This is a genomic window from Occultella gossypii (assembly GCF_019947135.1).
GTDB classification, from domain to species: domain Bacteria; phylum Actinomycetota; class Actinomycetes; order Actinomycetales; family Beutenbergiaceae; genus Occultella; species Occultella gossypii.
Map to the genome: position 1 here is coordinate 14,410 of NZ_JAGSHT010000030.1, position 18,183 is coordinate 32,592.

General features: G+C 69.8%; 11 protein-coding genes. 6 read left to right on the plus strand and 5 right to left on the minus strand.

Annotated features, from left to right (window positions below; translation table 11 throughout):
• Positions 1 to 44: 44 nt before the first annotated feature.
• Together KCQ71_RS25625 and KCQ71_RS25630 are read right to left on the minus strand one after the other, a co-directional pair.
• On the minus strand, positions 45 to 2,012 hold the full coding sequence (locus tag KCQ71_RS25625) for a beta-galactosidase (protein WP_223411567.1): 1,968 nt from the start codon (positions 2,010 to 2,012) through the stop codon (positions 45 to 47).
• A gap of 462 nt (positions 2,013 to 2,474) precedes the next feature.
• Positions 2,475 to 3,113 (minus strand): TetR/AcrR family transcriptional regulator, encoded by a 639-nt coding sequence (locus KCQ71_RS25630; RefSeq protein WP_223411533.1) that lies wholly within the window; start codon positions 3,111 to 3,113, stop codon positions 2,475 to 2,477.
• A gap of 53 nt (positions 3,114 to 3,166) precedes the next feature.
• On the opposite strand from KCQ71_RS25630, the gene KCQ71_RS25635 reads away from it, so the two are divergent.
• From KCQ71_RS25635 to KCQ71_RS25650, 4 genes are all read left to right on the plus strand, one after another.
• Complete coding sequence (locus KCQ71_RS25635) at positions 3,167 to 3,526, plus strand: VOC family protein (RefSeq protein WP_223411534.1); 360 nt, start codon at positions 3,167 to 3,169, stop codon at positions 3,524 to 3,526.
• Between the two features lie 182 nt (positions 3,527 to 3,708).
• Complete coding sequence (locus KCQ71_RS25640; RefSeq protein ID WP_223411535.1) at positions 3,709 to 4,005, plus strand: LPXTG cell wall anchor domain-containing protein; 297 nt, start codon at positions 3,709 to 3,711, stop codon at positions 4,003 to 4,005.
• A gap of 71 nt (positions 4,006 to 4,076) precedes the next feature.
• Positions 4,077 to 7,163 carry a choice-of-anchor Q domain-containing protein gene (locus tag KCQ71_RS25645; RefSeq protein ID WP_223411536.1) on the plus strand — a complete coding sequence of 1,029 codons (3,087 nt, stop codon included), beginning with the start codon at positions 4,077 to 4,079 and terminating at the stop codon, positions 7,161 to 7,163.
• 215 nt (positions 7,164 to 7,378) lie between these two features.
• On the plus strand, positions 7,379 to 8,602 hold the full coding sequence (locus KCQ71_RS25650; RefSeq protein ID WP_223411537.1) for an AGE family epimerase/isomerase: 1,224 nt from the start codon (positions 7,379 to 7,381) through the stop codon (positions 8,600 to 8,602).
• Positions 8,603 to 8,617: 15 nt separating this feature from the next.
• Here KCQ71_RS25650 and KCQ71_RS25655 read toward each other — a convergent pair whose 3' ends face one another.
• A complete protein-coding gene (locus tag KCQ71_RS25655) occupies positions 8,618 to 9,595 on the minus strand; it encodes a LacI family DNA-binding transcriptional regulator (protein ID WP_223411538.1) in 978 nt (325 codons plus the stop codon).
• Positions 9,596 to 9,831: 236 nt separating this feature from the next.
• On the opposite strand from KCQ71_RS25655, the gene KCQ71_RS25660 reads away from it, so the two are divergent.
• Positions 9,832 to 10,752 (plus strand): alpha/beta hydrolase family protein, encoded by a 921-nt coding sequence (locus KCQ71_RS25660; RefSeq protein ID WP_223411539.1) that lies wholly within the window; start codon positions 9,832 to 9,834, stop codon positions 10,750 to 10,752.
• A gap of 64 nt (positions 10,753 to 10,816) precedes the next feature.
• Here the strand turns inward: KCQ71_RS25660 and KCQ71_RS25665 are convergent, their stop codons facing one another.
• Positions 10,817 to 14,107 carry a carbohydrate binding domain-containing protein gene (locus tag KCQ71_RS25665; RefSeq protein ID WP_223411540.1) on the minus strand — a complete coding sequence of 1,097 codons (3,291 nt, stop codon included), beginning with the start codon at positions 14,105 to 14,107 and terminating at the stop codon, positions 10,817 to 10,819.
• A gap of 18 nt (positions 14,108 to 14,125) precedes the next feature.
• Positions 14,126 to 16,468: a ligand-binding sensor domain-containing protein gene (locus tag KCQ71_RS25670; RefSeq protein ID WP_223411541.1), complete on the minus strand. Its 2,343-nt coding sequence runs from the start codon at positions 16,466 to 16,468 to the stop codon at positions 14,126 to 14,128.
• 208 nt (positions 16,469 to 16,676) lie between these two features.
• Here KCQ71_RS25670 and KCQ71_RS25675 point away from each other — a divergent pair, with 208 nt between their 5' ends.
• Complete coding sequence (locus tag KCQ71_RS25675; RefSeq protein WP_223411542.1) at positions 16,677 to 18,158, plus strand: DUF4127 family protein; 1,482 nt, start codon at positions 16,677 to 16,679, stop codon at positions 18,156 to 18,158.
• Positions 18,159 to 18,183: the final 25 nt, after the last annotated feature.

Below are 18,183 nucleotides of genomic sequence, written 5' to 3' on the forward strand. Positions count from 1 at the left end.
CGCCACACCCGACGGAGATGCGCCGCGCGCTCAGTACCCGCTGCTCAGGCCTCCCGCACGACGGCGTAGCCCCAGCCGGGCACGGTCACGTCACCGGAGTGCGCGGCGCCGGTGACGAGGTCGGTCCCGTTCGCCGGGACGCGCACCTCGCTGTCGGTGTGGTTGAGCACGAACAGGTAGGACGCACCGTCCTCACCGACCCGCCGCACCACCTCGACTCCAGGTTCGGCCGACGCCGCCGCCACCACACCGGACTCGGCCAGGAGTTCGCCCACGAGCCAGGCCACGCCGGCCTCGTCCTGACGCGTCGCGGCGTACCAGGCCGCCCCCTCGCCGACGACGTTGCGAGTGACCGCGGGCCCACCCGGCAGCGGCCCGTCCACGAACGACCGGAGTACCTCCGCGGAACCGACGCGGACGCGCTCGGTCCACACGTCCGCCGTCGTGCCGTCGTCGAGCGCGACGCGCTCGCCCGCGAGCAACGGGAAGAACTCGTCGGTCTTCACGCCGAGCAGGTCCCGGAAGGCGCCGGGGTAGCCGCCGAGGCGGATGTGGTCGTTCTCGTTGACGATCCCGGAGAAGTAGGTGATCAGCACGCTGGCGCCACGTTCGGCGGCAGCGGCGATGTTCGCGGCGCCCTCGTCGGTGACCAGGTAGAGCGTCGGCACCAGGACGAGGTCGTAGCCGGACAGGTCGGCAGTCGGGTTCACCACGTCCACGGTCACGCCGCGGCGCCAGAGCTCGCGGTAGAGGGCGCGCAGCCGGTCGAACGCCGTGACGTCCTCGCTCGGGTGCGAGTCGAGCTCGACGGCCCACCAGTTGACGTAGTCGAACACGATCGCGGCGCGCGCCTGCACCCGTGCGCCGCGCACCGGCGCGATGGCCCGCAGCGTCTCGCCGAGGCGCACGGAGTCGGACCAGATCTGAGAGTCCCGGCCCGCGTGCGGCACCAGCGAGGAGTGGAACTTCTCCGCGCCGGCCTTGGACTGGCGCCACTGGAAGAACATGACCGAGTCCGCCCCGCGGGCGACGTGCGCGAGCGAGTTCCGCAGCATCTCCCCCGGACCCTTGGCCCGGTTGCGCGGCTGCCAGTTCACGGCCCCGCTGGAGTGCTCCATCAGGATCCACGGCTTGCCCTTGGCGGTTCCGCGCGTCATGTCCGCGGCGAGCGCGAGCTCGACCTCCCGCTCGGCGTCGGCGGAGACGGTGTAGTGGTCGGTCGCGACCACGTCGACCTCGTCGCCCCAGCGGTAGTAGTCCATCCACTTGGTGCCCGGCCCCACCATGAAGTTCGTGGTGATCGGGACGCCCGGGGTGATCTTGCGGACCGCGTCCCGGAGCAGCGTGTAGTAGCTGAGCAGCGTGTCCGAGGAGTACCGAGCGAAGTCCAGCTGCTGGGTCGGGTTCGCGTAGGTGGGCGCGGACCGCGGCGGCTGGATGTCCTTGAAGGAGTTGTACTTCTGCGACCAGAACGCGGTGCCCCAGGCGTCGTTCAAGGAGTTGATCGACTTGTAGCGCTTGATGAGCCAGGCCCGGAACGACTTCTCGGCCGCCTCGGAGTAGTCGTGCGGGACGTGGCAGCCGATCTCGTTGTCGACGTGCCACAGCGCCAGCGCCGGGTGACCCGCGTAGCGCTCGGCGACGGCGGACGCCATCTTCACCGCGTAGTCGCGGTAGACCTTCGAGGAGATCGCGTAGGACTGCCGCCCGCCCTGGCCCAGGACGGTGCCGTCGGCGAGGACTGGCAGGATCTCGGGGTGTGCGACGGTCAGCCACGGCGGCGGCGACGCGGTCGCGGTCGCCAGCGCGACCCGGATCCCGGCGGCCGAGAGACGGTCCATCATGTTGTCCAACCAGGCCCAGTCGTACTTGCCCTCTCGTGGCTCGATGGTGGCCCAGGAGAAGATCGCCAGGCTGACGATGTTCACCCCGGCCTCCCGCATCAGCTGGATGTCCTCGAGACGGGTGGCCATCGGCCACTGCTCCGGGTTGTAGTCACCGCCGAAGCCCATGCCGGTCAGACCGATCGGCCAGGCGTCCGGCTCGACGACCGGCTCCTCGTCGGCCCCGGCCACCTCCTCGGCGGCCCGCTCCTCGGCTGCCCCCTCCTCGGCCCCGGCCCCGGCCCCCTCCTCGGCCCCGGCTCCCTCCTCGGCGCCGGCCACCGTCGAGTCAGTCGCGGAGCCGTCGAGATCGTCGGTTCGCGGCGACTGACTCGACCCGTCCGTGACTGACTCGGCCGTGGTGGATGCCGCTTCGTCACCTTCCGTGCGGCTCTGGTCGGACGCGGGCACCGTTGGGTCGACAGACATGCTCCGAAGCGTATTCAGCCGGGCTGGCGGAACCTAATCCGCTCACCGGATCCGGCAGTGTCGGCCGGTCAGCCGAGCCCTCGGTCCTCCGCCTTGCGGAGCATCACCCTGGCGGTGAGATCGGGATCTCCACCGCACGGCGGATGCGCGGCAGATAGCCGATCAGGCTGCGACGAGCCACCGCAGACCGACCCGCACCTCGTCCGGATCAGCACCGTCGGCGACCGACCGCAGCGCCTGCCGCCACGCCGCCGTGAGGATCGCGGCCGTCGCGCCCGCCCGCCCGGGCACCGCTCGAACGAGCGCCGCGGCGATGACGTCGGCGCCGCCGTCGGGTCGTGGCTCCGCCAGTACTCGGGTGACGCCGAACCGCACCGCCGCGTCGAACGCGACCTCGAGAGCGGTCGCGAGCGCGGACCGGTCCACCAGCACGGCCGCACCACGTGCGCCCGCCGAGGCACCGCCGTTCACACCCGCCGAGCCACCGCCGTCGGGCGCATTGTCCCCGTCGGCCGAGCCATCGCCGTCGGGGTCCTTGCCTGCTGAGCCACCGGCCACCGCCAGGGCGTCGAGAGCACCCTCGATGCGCTCGACCATGCGCTTGTCCATCTCGTCGCGGACCATCGTGAACAGGCCGAGCTTGTTGCCGAAGTGGTGATAGAGCGAGCCGGTGGTCACGCCCGCGGCGTGCGCGACCGCTTGGACACTCAGCGCCTCATATCCCTGGCGTTGGAGGTGATCGATCGCCGCGTCCAGCAGTCGCGCCTTCGCACTCCCCGGGAGCGGGATCCAGTCCGTCATCCCGACACCATAAGCCATTGACGGCAGACCGTAATCAATTTACGGTTCTCACCATGGCACTGAAACTCACGATGATCTATCAGCCCGTGACCGACCTGGATCGCGCAGTCACCTTCTACCGGGACACCCTCGGGTGGGACGAGGCGTGGCGCATGGGCGACACCACCGCCGCGTTCCGGATCCCGGGCTCCGGGATCGAGCTGATGCTCGACATCGCCACCGATGACCCGCATGGCCAGTCCGGCTTCTATGAGGTCGCCGATGTGGACACGTACTTCGAGGCGAAGAAGGACTCCGTGGACTTCCTCGTGGAGCCGATGGACCTGCCGCCGATCCGGTATGCGGCATTCAAGGACCCGGACGGCAACGTGTTCCGGATCTACCACTCCACCGATGAGGCCGCCGAGGACTGAGTCGGGCACGCGGAGATTCACCCTCGGTTCACCCTGATGTCACCCTCGGTAAGTGGTATGCAGATCTGGCAAATGGACCGGACAGGCATATATTCAAAGCGAATTGCACAATGTGTCTGGACCCTGCATGTACTGGTGTGAAAACATCCGCATCAAACACCACAACGCAGGGGATGACTCACGTGACTCGCGCGCGCCAAAAACCGTCCGTCCAACGACGGACCCGTCGGTTCGTCTCGGCCCTCACCGGGCTGCTGCTGGTCGGCGGCGGCGTGGTGGCCACGGGTACGTCCGCCACCGCGGCGGACGCCGTGGTCACGACCCCACTGGAACTGTCGCGGGCCGTGCAGTGCGACGGCGCCTCGGGACTGCCCACCACCGGCACCGCCATCGGTCAGCTGGCCGGCCTGGCGGGCCTGGTTCTGCTCCTCGGACTGGCGGCGAGCGCGTTCAGCGTGCGCAGGCGGCACGGGCAGTAGTCCCGCCGGGGTGGCGTACTCACGCCAAGTTCTCACCGATTCCTGAAACACACTCCAAGCAGGGGACAGCGATGCGCACCGCCGAGGGCCGGACCGCCATTCACAACGACCAGATGGGCAACCATCGACACCTACGCCGTCGCCTGGTGGCGTTCGGCTCGGCGGTGGTGGCCGCGACGGCCCTGTCGGTGTCGGGTGGCGCGCTGCCGGCAGCCGCCGCAGGCCTCACCTGGTACGTCGACCAGGCCGCCGGAGCCGACGCGCCTGACTGTGGCGCGGCCGCTGGCGCGGATGCGTGCGCCACGATCGGCGCGGCGCTGGCGCAGGTCACGCCCGATGACATCGTGGCGATCGCGGCCGGCAGTTACGCGGAGGCGCTGACGGTCACCACCCCGGTCACGCTGCAGGGTGCCAGCACGGGCGAGGTGGTGCTGACCAACCCCTCCGTTGACGACACGGCAATGGTGCTCATCGATGCTGACGGCGCCGTGACGATCGCCGACATGAGCTTCGTCGACGAGAGCGTCAGCAACGACGTCAGGCCAGTGATCCAGCTCGCCGAGAACCGGGCCGCGACCCTCTCGGGCATCGTCATCAGTGGCGCGCCGACGGGCCCGGGCGCCGGGACCATCGGCGTCCTGACCGAGGGCGGCAGCACGGTCACCATCGAGAACGCAGCCATCAGCGGAACCTTCTACGGCGTCACGGCCGGCGGACTCCTGACAGAGCCTGGGGACCCAGTGCCGGCCACCGTGTCGATCAGCGAGTCCTCCATCGCCGCCACGGGCGCGGGCGTCGCACTGCTGGCGGGCGAGGCGACGATCACCGGCGGCTCGGTGTCCGGCAGCCTGGGTGCAGGTCTCCTCGGCTACACCGGCGCTGCAGTCTTCAATGTGACCGGGACAGCGATCACCGACAGCGGTGCGCCCGAGGGCGGGACGTTCCGTGGTGGCGTGGTGCTCTACCAGGGCGGCACGTTCCTGGGCGACGACGTCACGATCTCAGGCAACGACAACGGCGTGATGCTCCCCGAGGGCGGCACCGTCACGCTGACGAACAGCACGGTGACCGACAATGCCGGCGCGGAGGCGGGCAATGGCATCTGGGGCCGGCCGGGTCCGGACGGTGAGCCGGTCATCGTCGAGCTCACGGGAACGCAGGTATCGGCCAACGGGGTCGGCCTGGCCCTGGAGGACGCCCAGACTCAGATCATCGACAGCACGATCGCGGACAACTACACCGGACTCTGGCTCACCGCCTCGGCTGAGGGTTCCAGCCTGGAACTCACGAACAGTGCCGTGACGGACAACGTCGCCGACATCGACAACGGCGGCGGTGCTCTGGCCGCCGGGGCCGGCGTGTACCTCCTGCGCGTCGACTCCGTCGTCACCGACACGGAGATCAGCGGCAACGTGATGGGAATGTATGCGGAGTTTGCCGAGGTCACCGTGACCGGTGGTGTCATCGCCGACAACGGGCTCGCCGGCCTGTTCTCCGCCGAGCGGCCGCACTCGGAGGAGCGGACCACCGTGGACCTGACCGGCACGACGATCTCCGGGAACGGACTAGAAGCCGACTCACTTGGGGCGGGGTTCGGCTTCGGTGGTATCGCCATGCGATTCTCCACCGTCGTCACCGGTCACGACCTGACGATCTCCGGCAACGCCCTGGGCGCTTCCGTGTCTGGCGGCACCCTCTCGCTCACCGACAGTTCCGTGACCGACGGCGTGAGCACCGCCCTGGACGACGTCCTCGGGCCTGGGATCACGGGCAACGGGTTCCTCGTGACCCCTGCCGGCGCCGAATGGCTTGGGGAGATCCACCTGTTGCGGACCGAGGTCTCAGGCAACGCGGGCAGGGGTCTGTGGCTGGCGGAGAGCTCCGGTGGCACCGTGGTGGCGAGCACCATCGCTGAGAACGGTGGTCTCGGGATCGACGCGAACCTCGGCAGCGTCTCGGACGACTACCCCGAGCAGCCGCTGCTGGTAGCTGGCAGCACCGTCGCAGAGAACGGCGAGGGGGCGCTCAGCCTGACTGACACCATCCCGATGACCGTGATCGGATCGATCGTGCAGGCCCCGGCTGGCGTGGCTGCCTGCACCGGAGAGCCGGCCGGCCTGATCGATGGCGGGGCCAACGTGCTCTCCGACGAGACCTGCGGGGCGCCATCGGCGACAAACGTGGTGGGGGATCCGCTGCTGGACGCGTTGGCTGACAACGGTGGCCCGACGCACACCGCGCTGCCCTCCATGATGAGCCCGGCCGTGGACCTGGTCCCCACCGGCACCGCCGTCAGCTGGAGCGGGGACTCGATCGATGTGTGCCCCGGCACCGTCGACCAGCGCGGGCCGGGCTTCCCCCGGCTGCTGGGCGACGCCTGCGACGCCGGTGCGGTCGAACGCACCCCCGGCGGTCTGATCACCGTGACCGCGAGCGACGCCACCACCTACGAGGGCGCCTTCGAGCCTGAGGTGACGGCGGCGTACGCCGGCTTCGTGGGCGACGACACGGTCGACGACCTGGACACGCTACCCACCTGCAGCTACGACATCGACACCGCCACCACGTTCTGCAGCGGTGGCGCAGACGACTTCTACACGTTCGAGTACGTCAACGGCACCCTGACCGTGCTCGCCCCGCTGGTGATCGTGACGGACTCGCTCCCGGACGCAGAGGTCGATGTGGAGTACTCGGTCACGCTGGAGGCGACCGGCGGCAACGGCGGTCCGTACACCTGGGGCATGTCCGAGGGCGTCCTTCCGGCGGGGCTGGAGCTCGACACCGAGACGGGTGAGATCTCGGGCGTTCCCGAGGCCGCCGGCGACGTGACGTTCACCGTGTTCGTGGGTGACCCCATCACCAAGGAGTTCACCATCAGCGTGGCGGCCGCGCCCACCGAGCCGACGACTCCGCCCACCACTGAGCCAACAACTCCGCCCACCACCGAGCCGACGGCGCCGCCCACCTCTGGGTCGACGAACCCGCCGAGCATCACCGACCCGACAGCTGCTGCGCCGCCAGTCGATCAGGGCCAGGGCTTGCCGGACACCGGATCTGACACGCTGCCGGCCCTGGCCGCCACCGCGGCGATCCTGCTTCTCGGCGCCGCCCTGTTGCTCATCCGCCGACGCCAGCAACACCAGCGATCGGTCTCCTGACGAACGCCGACCGGGGGCCGGGGCTCTCCACGACCGGCGCCACCGCCATCGGGCTTGTCAGTCTCGCCGGCCTGTTCCAGCTGCTCGGGGTCGCAGCCACCGCGGCCGGCCTCCGGAGGTAGATGCTGCGTGTCCCAACGTGTGGAACCCAGACTGCAACCGCTTGCAATGTCGGACTACCGTGCCCTACGGTCGTCGGAACGACGGGAGTGGGAATGAGTCTGCCGAACGCACCGGGACAGGCACGCGAGCAACTGGAGTCGATCGTGCTGCCGTTCTGGCTGGAGCACGGGGTCGATGAGCGGGACGGCGGATTCCACACCTGCTTTGACAACCGCGGGCGGACCCGGACCTCGACCGACAAGTTCACCTGGTCCCAGGGTCGGTTCGTGTGGCTCCTGGCTCGGGCCGCAGACCTGGGCCACCGGGGAAGCCTCGACGTGGACGGTGATCGGCTCCTCGCCCTCGCCACGACCGGCGCAAGGTTCCTGGAATCGTTCGCCGTGCGCGCGGACGGCACCTCACGTTTTGCCCTGGTCCGGACGGGTCACGCGGCGGCACCTGGCCACCCCGACCGCAGCGTCTATGCGGACTGCTTCGTCGCGATGGGCCTGGCCGAGCTCGGGCGCGTCACCGGTGAGCCCCACTGGCTCGAACTAGCCAGGCCGATCGTGGAGCGCGCCCGGACCGACATCCGTGCCGGCACCGCTCCGACCCCTCCCTATGACGTGCCGGCCGGGTACCAGGCGTTCGGACCCCGGATGATCCTGCTGAACACGCTGCTGGTCTTCGCCCAGGCCGAACTCTCCCTGCACCGATCCCGATCGACGTTCCCCTGGCTCCTCGAGGGACTCGACGCGATGCTGGAGCACCGCCTGCCGGACGGCACGTTCGCCGAGATGACCGGACCGGATCCCGAGTCGCTGATCGGCCGGCATCGGGTGCCCGGGCACGCGATCGAAGGGATCTGGATGGCCCTCGAGGCAATGCCCCTGGTCGCGGACGAGCGTGACCGGAACCCACTTCTCGACTCCATCGGCGCACTGTGCACGCTCGGCTGGGATCGCGAGCTGGGCGGCCTGCTCCGCTTCACGGACTCGAGCGGAGCGGCGGCACCCACCGGCACCACGTCCGGCACGCCGTACGAGGATCTCGTGGCCCGCACCTGGTCCACGAAACTGTGGTGGGTGCACTCCGAGGCTGCCGCCACGACGGCGATCGCGGCTACACGGTACGGCCACGGCCCCTCGGCCCAGTGGTTCCAACAGATCTGGGACTACACGCTGACAACGTTCCCGGGCCGTGGGGACGGCGAGGAGTGGATCCAGATCCGAGATCGGAACGGACGTCCGCTCGACGAGGTGGTCGCCCTACCCGTCAAGGACCCGTACCACGTCGCCCGGAATCTCATGCAGATCGTCGAGCTGGGCCGGTCCTGACGGCTCGACACCTGATCAGGGTGGCGGTCCCGTGGTGCCGCGGACCGTGAGGGTCCCCTGGAGCTGTACGTTCGGCACCGGTCTCTGCTCCAGGAGCCCGTGCAGCGCGAGCACCGACTGGCGGCCCAGCTCCTCCAGCGGCGCCGTCACGGTGGTCAGTCCCGGTGTCATGGTTCGCGCCAGCAGGACATCGTCACAGCCGATGATGCTGCGGTCCCGCGGTACGGTCTCGCCCAGGTCGCTGAGGCCGGCGATGACACCGGCAGCCATCAGGTCATCGAACGCGAACACCGCCGTGGCCCCCGACTCGACGATCTGCGCTGCCGCGCGGCGACCGTCGACGAACACCGCTTCGTAATGGCCGAGCTCGGCGAGGCTCACCCCGGCCTCCTGCGCCCACGACCGGATCGCATGGGCGCGCCGCCCGGCCGCCCACGAGGCGGACGGTCCCCGCATCAAGGCGAACCGACGATGCCCGAGATCATGCAGGTGGGTGGCCGCTTCCCGCAGCGCGGCGGTGTTGTCGCAGACCACCGTGGCCAGACCCTGGGCAGCACGGTTGATGATGACGCTCGGCACTGCGCCGAGCGCCTCCTTGAGCTTCGCCGTCGCCAGGCGTGGGGACGCGACGAGCAGCCCGTCCACCTGCGCCTTGATCCGGCTGACCAACGCCGTCTCGGCGGCTCCGCTGCCCTCGGAGTCGACCAGGAGCACGCCCGCGTCGACCCTCGCGGCCGCCTGCTGGATCGCACGGATCAGCGGCGGGAAGAAGGGGTTCGTGACGTCCGGGACGAGCAGCCCGTAGAGGCCGGTGCGCCCGGTGGCCAGCCCGCGCGCCGCGCGGTTGGGTGCATAGCCGAGCTCCCGCGCGGTGGCCAGGACTCGTTCGCGGACCTCCGGCTTGACCAGGTCCGGGCGTGAGAACGCCCGGGACACCGTCGAGGCCGAGACCTCCAGTGCCTGTGCGATCGAGTAGATCGTCGCCTGCTTCATGATCGGAAGGATCGACCTGGCGCCGACCACGACCGGCCATCACGATGCGGCGCGCGGCGGAGTTTCTTCATGGCCTGGCCATCCCTCGACTCGGTGGCGATTCGATCTCTACGTGCAATCGGTTGCAAGCAACCTATGAGCCGCCGGCGGCACTGTCAAGCATCGTTCGACATCCGGCAGTCAGATGCGCCTGCAAGCGGTTGCACTCCGGCCGTAGGGCTGCTTGGATGGGAGTCGTGAACATCGATCCGACCGGCCAGGACTGGTGGCGCGGGTGGCTCGGGGCGGAGCCGGACCCCGCCGGGACCTGGGATCTCGGTCCCGAGCTCGCCGACGACGCACTCGGTGGCACGACCCGGGACCTGACGCTGCACACCTTCGGTGCCGCCCTGACGGCCGTCTACCACCGGCCGGCCGTCGAGACGGTCCCCGGCGCGGTGGTCGTGGTGCCGTTCTATGACACGCCGCCGCTGTTCGGGCGGGCATCCCCCCGGACCGAACGGATCGGCAGACCGCCTGCCTCGGCGGCGTTCGCGGTCCATCTGGCCCGGGCCGGGCTCGCCGTCCTCGCCGTGCCGTGGTGGTTCGAGCAGGTGGCCGCCGGTGATCGCCGGACTGCCGCCGCGGTCGGCCTGGACGACCGCTACGGACCGGCGGCCGCGGAGCACCTCCGCTCGCTCCCGATGACGGCGCTCGGCCGCAGTGTGGGCGATCTCATGCTCGCGGTCACGGCGCTGCGCGAGGAGCTGGGCCGATCGCGGATCGCGGTGTTCGGCCACTCGCTGGGCGGGAAGCTCGCGCTCCACCTGACCGCGCTCGATGACCGGGTGGTGGCCGGGGTGGCCCACGAGCCCGGCCTCGGCTTCGCCCACTCCAACTGGGACGCCCCCTGGTACCTCGGCGACCGCCGTCCGGTCGATCGTGACCAGGACGACCTGCTCGCTCAGGTCGCCCCGCGGCCGTTCCTGCTCGCCGGCGGCGGCGCGAGCGACGGCACCCACAACCTGGCTCTGGTCGAGCAGGCTCGGACCAGCTGGCCCGGCGGCCAGGGCCTGGACACTCTGATGCACAACGGCGGCCACCCGGTCCCGCACCACGTGCTGATCGCGTGCACCACCTGGCTCGCCGACCGTCTGGGCGAAGGGCCGGCGACCTAGAACCGCCGCCGGCCTCCCGTCCGAGCGCCGGCCGGGGTGTCCAGCACCCCGACCGGCACGGAGCTCAGCTCGAGTTCGCCGGAACCTCGGGAACTCGCCGCCACTGGAACGAGTGGCTCCACCCGGTCGTGGCACCGGCGGCGATCACGTGTCCCTCGGTCGCCATCGCCGTCACGGACACCTCCCCGCTGGCGGCATGAACACCCGCGGGCGCGACCTCACCCGCGACGAGATACTCCACGCCCTCGACGTCGGGGATCGTGTACCGGTCACGCGCCGGACCGGCCAGGTCGGTGAAGACCACGTCCTGCGGGGTCACCGGTTCCGGAACGTCGTACCTGAACACCTGCGCGCCGGTGGAGAACAGGACGTCTCCAGCCTCGTCGGCGACGGCGTAGGAGCCGACCCCGTTGACGATCGTGGTGTGCTCCATCGTCTGCGGATCGATCCGGAAGAAGGTGAACCGGTTCGAGCCGTACACGTTCCCGTCCGCGCCGACCGTCAGGTAGGCGTGCGCCCACACCGTGGCCGTCCCGTAGCGAGCGGCGAGCATCTTCTCCGAGTAGACGATCTCACCGGTGGCCGGGTCGTACTTGAAGACCGTGTCCTCCGAAACACCCCAGATCAGTCCGTCCGGCCCGAGCAGCAGACCGGTCACACCCTCGTCCCCGGCGACCGGGATGAGGTCTCGCACGACCTGCCCGGTGTCCGGATCGAACACGATGAAGTGCGCGTCGGTCTGACCCGACGGGGCCGCCCCCAGTCCACCGTCGATCGTGGTCCCGACGTAGACCAGGCCGTCGTGGTAGAGCACGTCGATCACGGACTGTTCGGTGACGATCTCGTCGGTGTAGACGGTCTTGGTGTCGGTGGCGAAGTCGTACACCGTGAGCGCACCCTGGTTGTGCCCGTAGTGCGCGACGGTTCCCATGAAGATCCGGTCGCCGACCGGGTCGTAGTCCAGGCCGAACGGGCGGTCCTGATCCTCCGCCTCGAGCGAGAAGATCTGACGTGGGTTGGCCCCGGTGACGGGGTCGTACTCCATCAGCCGGCCGTTCCCGTACGCGCCGAGCAGGAGCCGGCCGTTGCGCACCGCCGAGGACTCGTACTGCCCGGCCTGCACGGTGGTCCCGTGCTCACCCGTCACGGAGTCGAACGGTGCCAGACCGACCATGTACCCGGATGCGTACATCGAGTCCGGGCCGAGGAAGAGCTTCTGGACGGTCACCGGATTCGTGTAGCCGATCGCGGCGGAGGTCACCTGGCCGGTGTCCGGGTTGTAGGCGGCCACGCCGTTGCCGGTCGCCGCCTGGAGGGTCCAGCCCGGCCATTGCGGATCGTCGCGCTCCACCCAGCGGGAGTCGTTCAGGAAGCCGTTGCTGGGCACGCCGGTGTTCCGGACCTCCTGGGTCAGCGCGTTGTACTCCCAGAACGTGCTGGTGGTGAAGATGTACGTGTTCGGGTCGTCCGGGCGCTGAGCCACGTTGTAGCCGAACATCGAGCGGTCCGCCCCGATGAACTCAACCTCGTCCGCCGCGGTGATGACGGTCAGCCGGCTCGGGTTTAGCCGGGCGAACAGCCGGTCGCCCACGAACGTGAACGAGGTGATGAAGGACTCGTCCCCCGCGCCTGGCGCGTTCTCCTCAGTGAGCAGCGCGGTCTTCGTGCCGTCCGCTCCGATCTTGTAGATCTGGGCGCTGCTGCCCCCCACACCCACGTACAGGTTGCCTCGCTCGTGGTCGTAGGCGAGCGCCCGGATGTAGGCCTGGGTCTCGTCGACGCGCCCGAGGTTCGTGATCGAGTCGTCGGCCGGGTCGTACCGGAACAGCAGCCCCTGCGGGTAGGTGCCGATGTACATCGTCCCGTCCGGACCGTCGGCCAGGGACCAGCCGTACCCGTCCGACGGCGACGCCGGGTTGATCAGGCCGATGTTGCGAGCCTCGTGGGTCGCCGGGTCGTACGTCCACAGGGTGAGGTTGCTCGTGACCATGTAGATCCGGCCATCGGTGGACCTGCGGATCTCGGTGGCATGATCGGTGCCGGCCAGCGGGATCGTCCGGACGATGGCACCGGTCGCGGTGTCCGCGACCACCAGCGTGGCCGGGCTCCCGGATGCGGCGTTGCCCCGGTAGACGCCGTAGGTCATCGAGACCCCGTCCTCCTCGCCGAGCACCATGTTCGTGATGATCCGGCTCGACACCGGGGCGCCGAGGTGGGTGAGGTTCGGGTTCTGGGCGACGATCTGTTCGGGCGTGGGACGCGGCGGCAGCGGCGGTACCGGCGGCTCCTGGTCGGTGGCGACCATGGCGACGTCGTCGACGTAGCCGGACCCGAGGCCGGCGGTGGAGGAGTTCAGCAGCACCGTGCCGGTGACCGCACCGGCGGGCGCGGCGACGGCGAACGTCACCTCCTGCCAATCGTCGCCGTTCGCGTCGGCCCAGACCGCCTGGTTCACGAGCCGGTTGCCGCCGGAGTCGAAGTAACGCACGTAGAGCCCGAGCGGTCCGCGCTCGAGGTTCATCCATGCGGAGGCCTGGTAGACGATGCCGGGCTGCACCCGGAACGGTTCGCTCTGCAGGCTCACCCCGCGAACGGAGTTGTTGTCCTCGATGCGCAGGCTCCGGGAGCCGCCGTGCGCCAGCGCGTCGGTGAGCCCGATCGACTGGTTCTCCCAGACGGTGCCGTCGATGGCCCAGCCGGTGACCGGGTCGATGGCTCCATCCTCGAAACCGCCGTTGGTCAGCGGGAGCTCGGCGACCGGTCGGGTCACGTCCACGCGCACGTCGTCCACGTACCCGCGTCCGGTGCTTGCGCCGCCCGAGTACAGCAGTACCGTCCCGGTCACCGCACCTGCCGGGCCTGTGGCCGTGGCGGTGGTCGCCACCCACCGACCGTCGGTGACGCCGGAGCCGGTCCACTCGCTGCCCACCAGTGCGCCGGCGGCGTCGTAGAACCTGATCCACACACTGACGGCGTCCCGCTCGACGTCGAGCATGGCCTCGGCCGTGTAGGTCGAACCGACCTCGACGGCGAACGGGTCGCTCTCGATGCCCAGCCCGTAGGTCGCGTGGTTGTCATCGAGAAGCAGGCTCCGTGCACCGGAGTTGGCCCGGTCCGGCGAAACCGCGAACACCGTGTCCGGCCGGGCGACGCCCCACAGGCTCCAGCCTGGGATCGACCCGTCGGCAGCAAGGTCGTCCTCGAACCCGGCGTTCACCAGCGCGACGTCGCCGGTGGCTTGGGCCCCGACGCTCGGAGCCGTCGGTGCGGCGCCTGCGGCCACTGCCGCGAGGGGCAGGGCCAACGCCGCAGCCGCCAGTGTGGCGATACCTCGAGTCGTGGTTCGCCGGCTCATTCCGTGACCTCGCATCGCTCAGTCCTCCTCGTCGGCGAACGGATCCTGGCCCGGGCCATCACCGAGCGGCGGTCCCCACCGGAACGTGTGGCTCCACTCGCTCGTGGCGCCGTCGGCGATCACGAAGCCCTCGGTGGCCACCGCCGTCACGGACACCCCACCGCGGCCGGGATACACGCCCGCAGCCACGACCTCACCGGCGACGAGGTAGTCCAAACCCTCGACCTCGGGGATGGTGTAGGTGTCGTGTACCGGACCCGGCCGGTCCGTGAACACGACCTCCAGCGGCGTCACCGGTTGCAGCTCGGGGACGTCGTACCTGAACAGGTGGACGCCGTGGGAGAAGAAGACGTCGCCGTTCGAGTCCACGTTGGCGTAGTTGCCGGCTCGGTCCACCAGCCGGGTGTACTCCATCGTCTCGGCATCGATGCGGAACAGGGAGTTGCGGTTCGTGCCGTAGACGTTGCCGTCCGCGCCGATGTTCAGGTACGCCCACGCCCAGACCGTCGAAGATCCGTACCGGTTCCCCAGCAGCTGCTCGGAGTAGACGATCTGCTCGGTGGCAGGGTCGTACTTGAAGACGGTGTCCTCCGACACCCCCCAGATCAGCCCGTCCGGACCGACCATCAGGCCGGTCACCCCCTCGTCGCCGGCCACCGGGATGATGTCCTGCACCACCTGACCGGTGTCCGGGTCGAACACGATGAAGTGCGCGTCCGTCTGACCTGACGGAACGGCACCCAGACCACCGTCGATGGTGGTCCCGATGTAGACCAGCCCGTCGTGGTGGAGCACGTCGATCATCGACTGCTCGGTCACGATCTCGTCCTTGTAGACGGCGGTGGTCCCGGTGGTGAAGTCGTGCACGGCGAGCGCACCCTGGTTGTGCCCGTAATAGGGCACCGTGACCATGAACGCGCGGTCCGTGACCGGGTCGTAGCCCAGCCCGAACGGACGGTCCTGCTCCTGTGCCTGCAAGGAGAAGACCTGCCGCGGCGCCGCCCCCGTGGCGGGGTCGTACTCCATCAACCGGCCGTGCCCGTAGGTGCCGAGCAGCATCCGACCGTCCCGCACCGCCGAGGACTCGAACTGGCCGGACTGGAGCGTCTCGCCGGCCGCACCGGTGGCGGAGTCGAACGGAGCGAGACCGATCATGTAGCCGGAGGCGTACAACGAGTCCGGGCCGGTGAGGATCTTCTGGATCGTGGTGGGGTTGCGGTAGTCGATCGGGTGGGCCTCGGACGTTCCGGTCTCGAGGTTGAGCTTGACCACGCCGTCGTTCGTGGCGGCGATCATCGTCCAGCCCGGCCACTGCGGGTCGTCCAGCTCGACCCAGTACGCGTCGTTGAGGTAGCCGTTGTTAGGGATGCCGAGATCCCGGGTGGTAGCCGTCTCGGAGTCGTACTCCCAGAACGTCTCCTGGAACGTGAAGATGTAGCGCCCGGGCGCGTCCGGGCGGGGCGTGACCTGGTACCCGAACGCCTCCTTGCCGTCTCCCCGCCAGTACTCGACCTGGTCGTCCGCGCCGATCACGAGAAGCTCGCTCAGTCCGCCCCGGGCGAAGAGCCGGTCGTCGACAAACGTGAACGTGGAGATGAACGAGTGGTCGGTCGCTCCCGGGGTGTCCACGTCGTTGAGCAGCGGGGTCTTCGTGCCGTCCGGCTCCACCTTCCAGATCTGCGCGCTGCTGCCGCCGGCGCCGACATAGAGGTTGCCGCGCTCCATGTCGTAGGCGAGTGCCCGGATGTAGGACTGGGTCTCATCGATGCGCCCGAGGTTCGTGATCGAGTCATCCGCTGGGTCGTACAGGTACAGCAGGCCCTTGGGGTAGCTGCCGATGTACATCCTGCCGTTCTCGGCGGCGGCCATCGACCAGCCGTACCCGTCGGCGGGGGACTCGGGGTTGATCAAGCCGATCTGCCTGACCTGGGTGGTCTGCGGGTCGTAGACCCACAGGCTGTAGGTCCCGGTGGTCGTCATGTAGATCTTGCCGTCGACCGAGCGGCGGATCTCGGTGGCGTGGTCCGCCCCGACGAGCGGGATCGTGCGCACGATCTCGCCGGTGAGGGTGTCGGCCACGACGAACGTCGCCGGACTGTCGGTGTCCTTGCTTCCTCGGTAGACGCCGTACGTCATGGAGACGCCGCCCTCCTGCCCGAGCACCATGTTCGTGATGATCCGGCTCGACACCGGAGTGCCGAGGTAGGAGACGTTCGGGTCCTGCGCGACGACGGTCTGGGGATCGAACGCAGCCACGGCCGCGGCGGGCTCGGCAGCGGCGGGTGCTGCGCCTGCCGGGGCGGCCGTGAGCAGGAGCGCGGCGGACAACAGCACGATCAGTGGACGGTGGACGGCTCGCATGGTGCCTCTCCCAAGCAGTCGAACTGTGTTGCGACGCCGCGGAGCCTTCGTTGGCCGCACGGGTCTTGCAATCGGTTGCAAGTGATGAACGAGAGAGTAGTGGCCCACGTCACATCCGCGCAACCCCTGGGTCCTCACTTTTGCAAGCGATTGCAGGTTCCCGGTCCGTCAGCCTAGATTTGGCCTGACCCCCACCTCGAGGAGCTCCATGCGGATCGCCCTGCTGCCCCCGGACGAACGCCCCAACACCGCCGGCTACGCGGTGTGGATCGGCGAGTGCACTGGCGCCGAGGTGGTGCTCCCCCCGGCCGAGCTCATGCCACGGTTCCGGCAGCCCGCGGACACCGCCGGCCTGGCCGATTGGCTGCGCAACGTCGCCGGCGAGGTCGACCACGCCGTGGTCTCCCTCGACATGCTCGTGCACGGCGGCCTGATCCCGTCCCGGCTGACGTCGGACCGCATCACCGACGTGCTGCCCCGGCTCGACGTGCTGCGCGAGCTGGACGTCCCGGTCACCGGCTACCAGGTGATCACCCGACTCCCCCACTACGACAGCGTCGGCCGGTCCCGGCAGGAGCCGGAGTTCTGGACCACGCACGGCCGCCGGATCCACGAACTGGGCGTCCGGTGGGACGCGCACGCGTTGGGCGAGGTCGGGGACGTCGAGGTCGCGGCCGCCCGGGAGGCGGTCCCGGTCGAGTACGCGCAGGAGGTCGTCGGCCGCCGGCTGCGCAACCATGTCGTGAACCTTGCGGCGCTCGAACTGGCCGCGGACGGAACCCTCGAGACCCTGGTCATCACCTCCGACGACACGGCTCCGCGCGGCCTTCCCGCGGCAGACCGCCGGGCCGTCGGTCAGTGGATCGATCGGCTCGGGGTGGAGGTGCTGCTCTATCCGGGGGCGGACGAGGTGCCGAGTGTTCTCGTGGCCCGGGTGGCCGCACGGGCCGCCGGGATTCGGCCGCGGGTTGCGGTGCGCTGCCCCGATCCGGACGGTCTCGACCGCGTCGCACCGTACGAGGACCGTCCGATCGCTCTCGGGGTGGCGCGGCAGATCCGGGCGGTCGGCGCGGTGCAGGTCGACGAGCCCGACGACGCGGACCTGGTGCTGGTGCTGCACGCCCCCGCGCACGAGCCCGGGGACTGGGTCTCGAACCCGCCGACGCGCTCGAGCGAGGCGGAGACCGCCGCCGTGGTGACCGAGGTGCTCGCCCAGCTGGCGCGTGGCCACCTGGTGGCCCTCGCCGACGTCAGGTACGCGAACGGCTCGGACCCGGGGCTCGTCGCCGCACTCGATGCGGCCGGCGCACTCGGGCGGCTCGTCGCATACGGCGGCTGGAACACGGCGGGCAACACCCTCGGCACCACGTTGGCCGCCGGGATCAGCGCCGTCATCGACTCCTCGCCCGCCGCGGCGGCCGCCCGCGGGCGCTACCTGGCGAACAAGATCATCAAGGACGGCCACTACCTGCCCACGCTGCGCCCACTGATCCAGCGCGAGCTGGCCGATCGGGGCCTCGCCGATCCTCCCCTTGCCGAGCTCGACTCCGTGCAGCGGAGGATCACCCGCGACCTGGACCGCTGGGCGCAGACGATCCGGGCCCTGGAGGGCTATCGCGTGCGCGACGCGCGGCTGCCCTGGCAGTACACGTTCACGGTCGACTTCGACCTGGAGCGCCACGCCGGCTGAGGCCGATCGCGGCGCCCACGGGCGC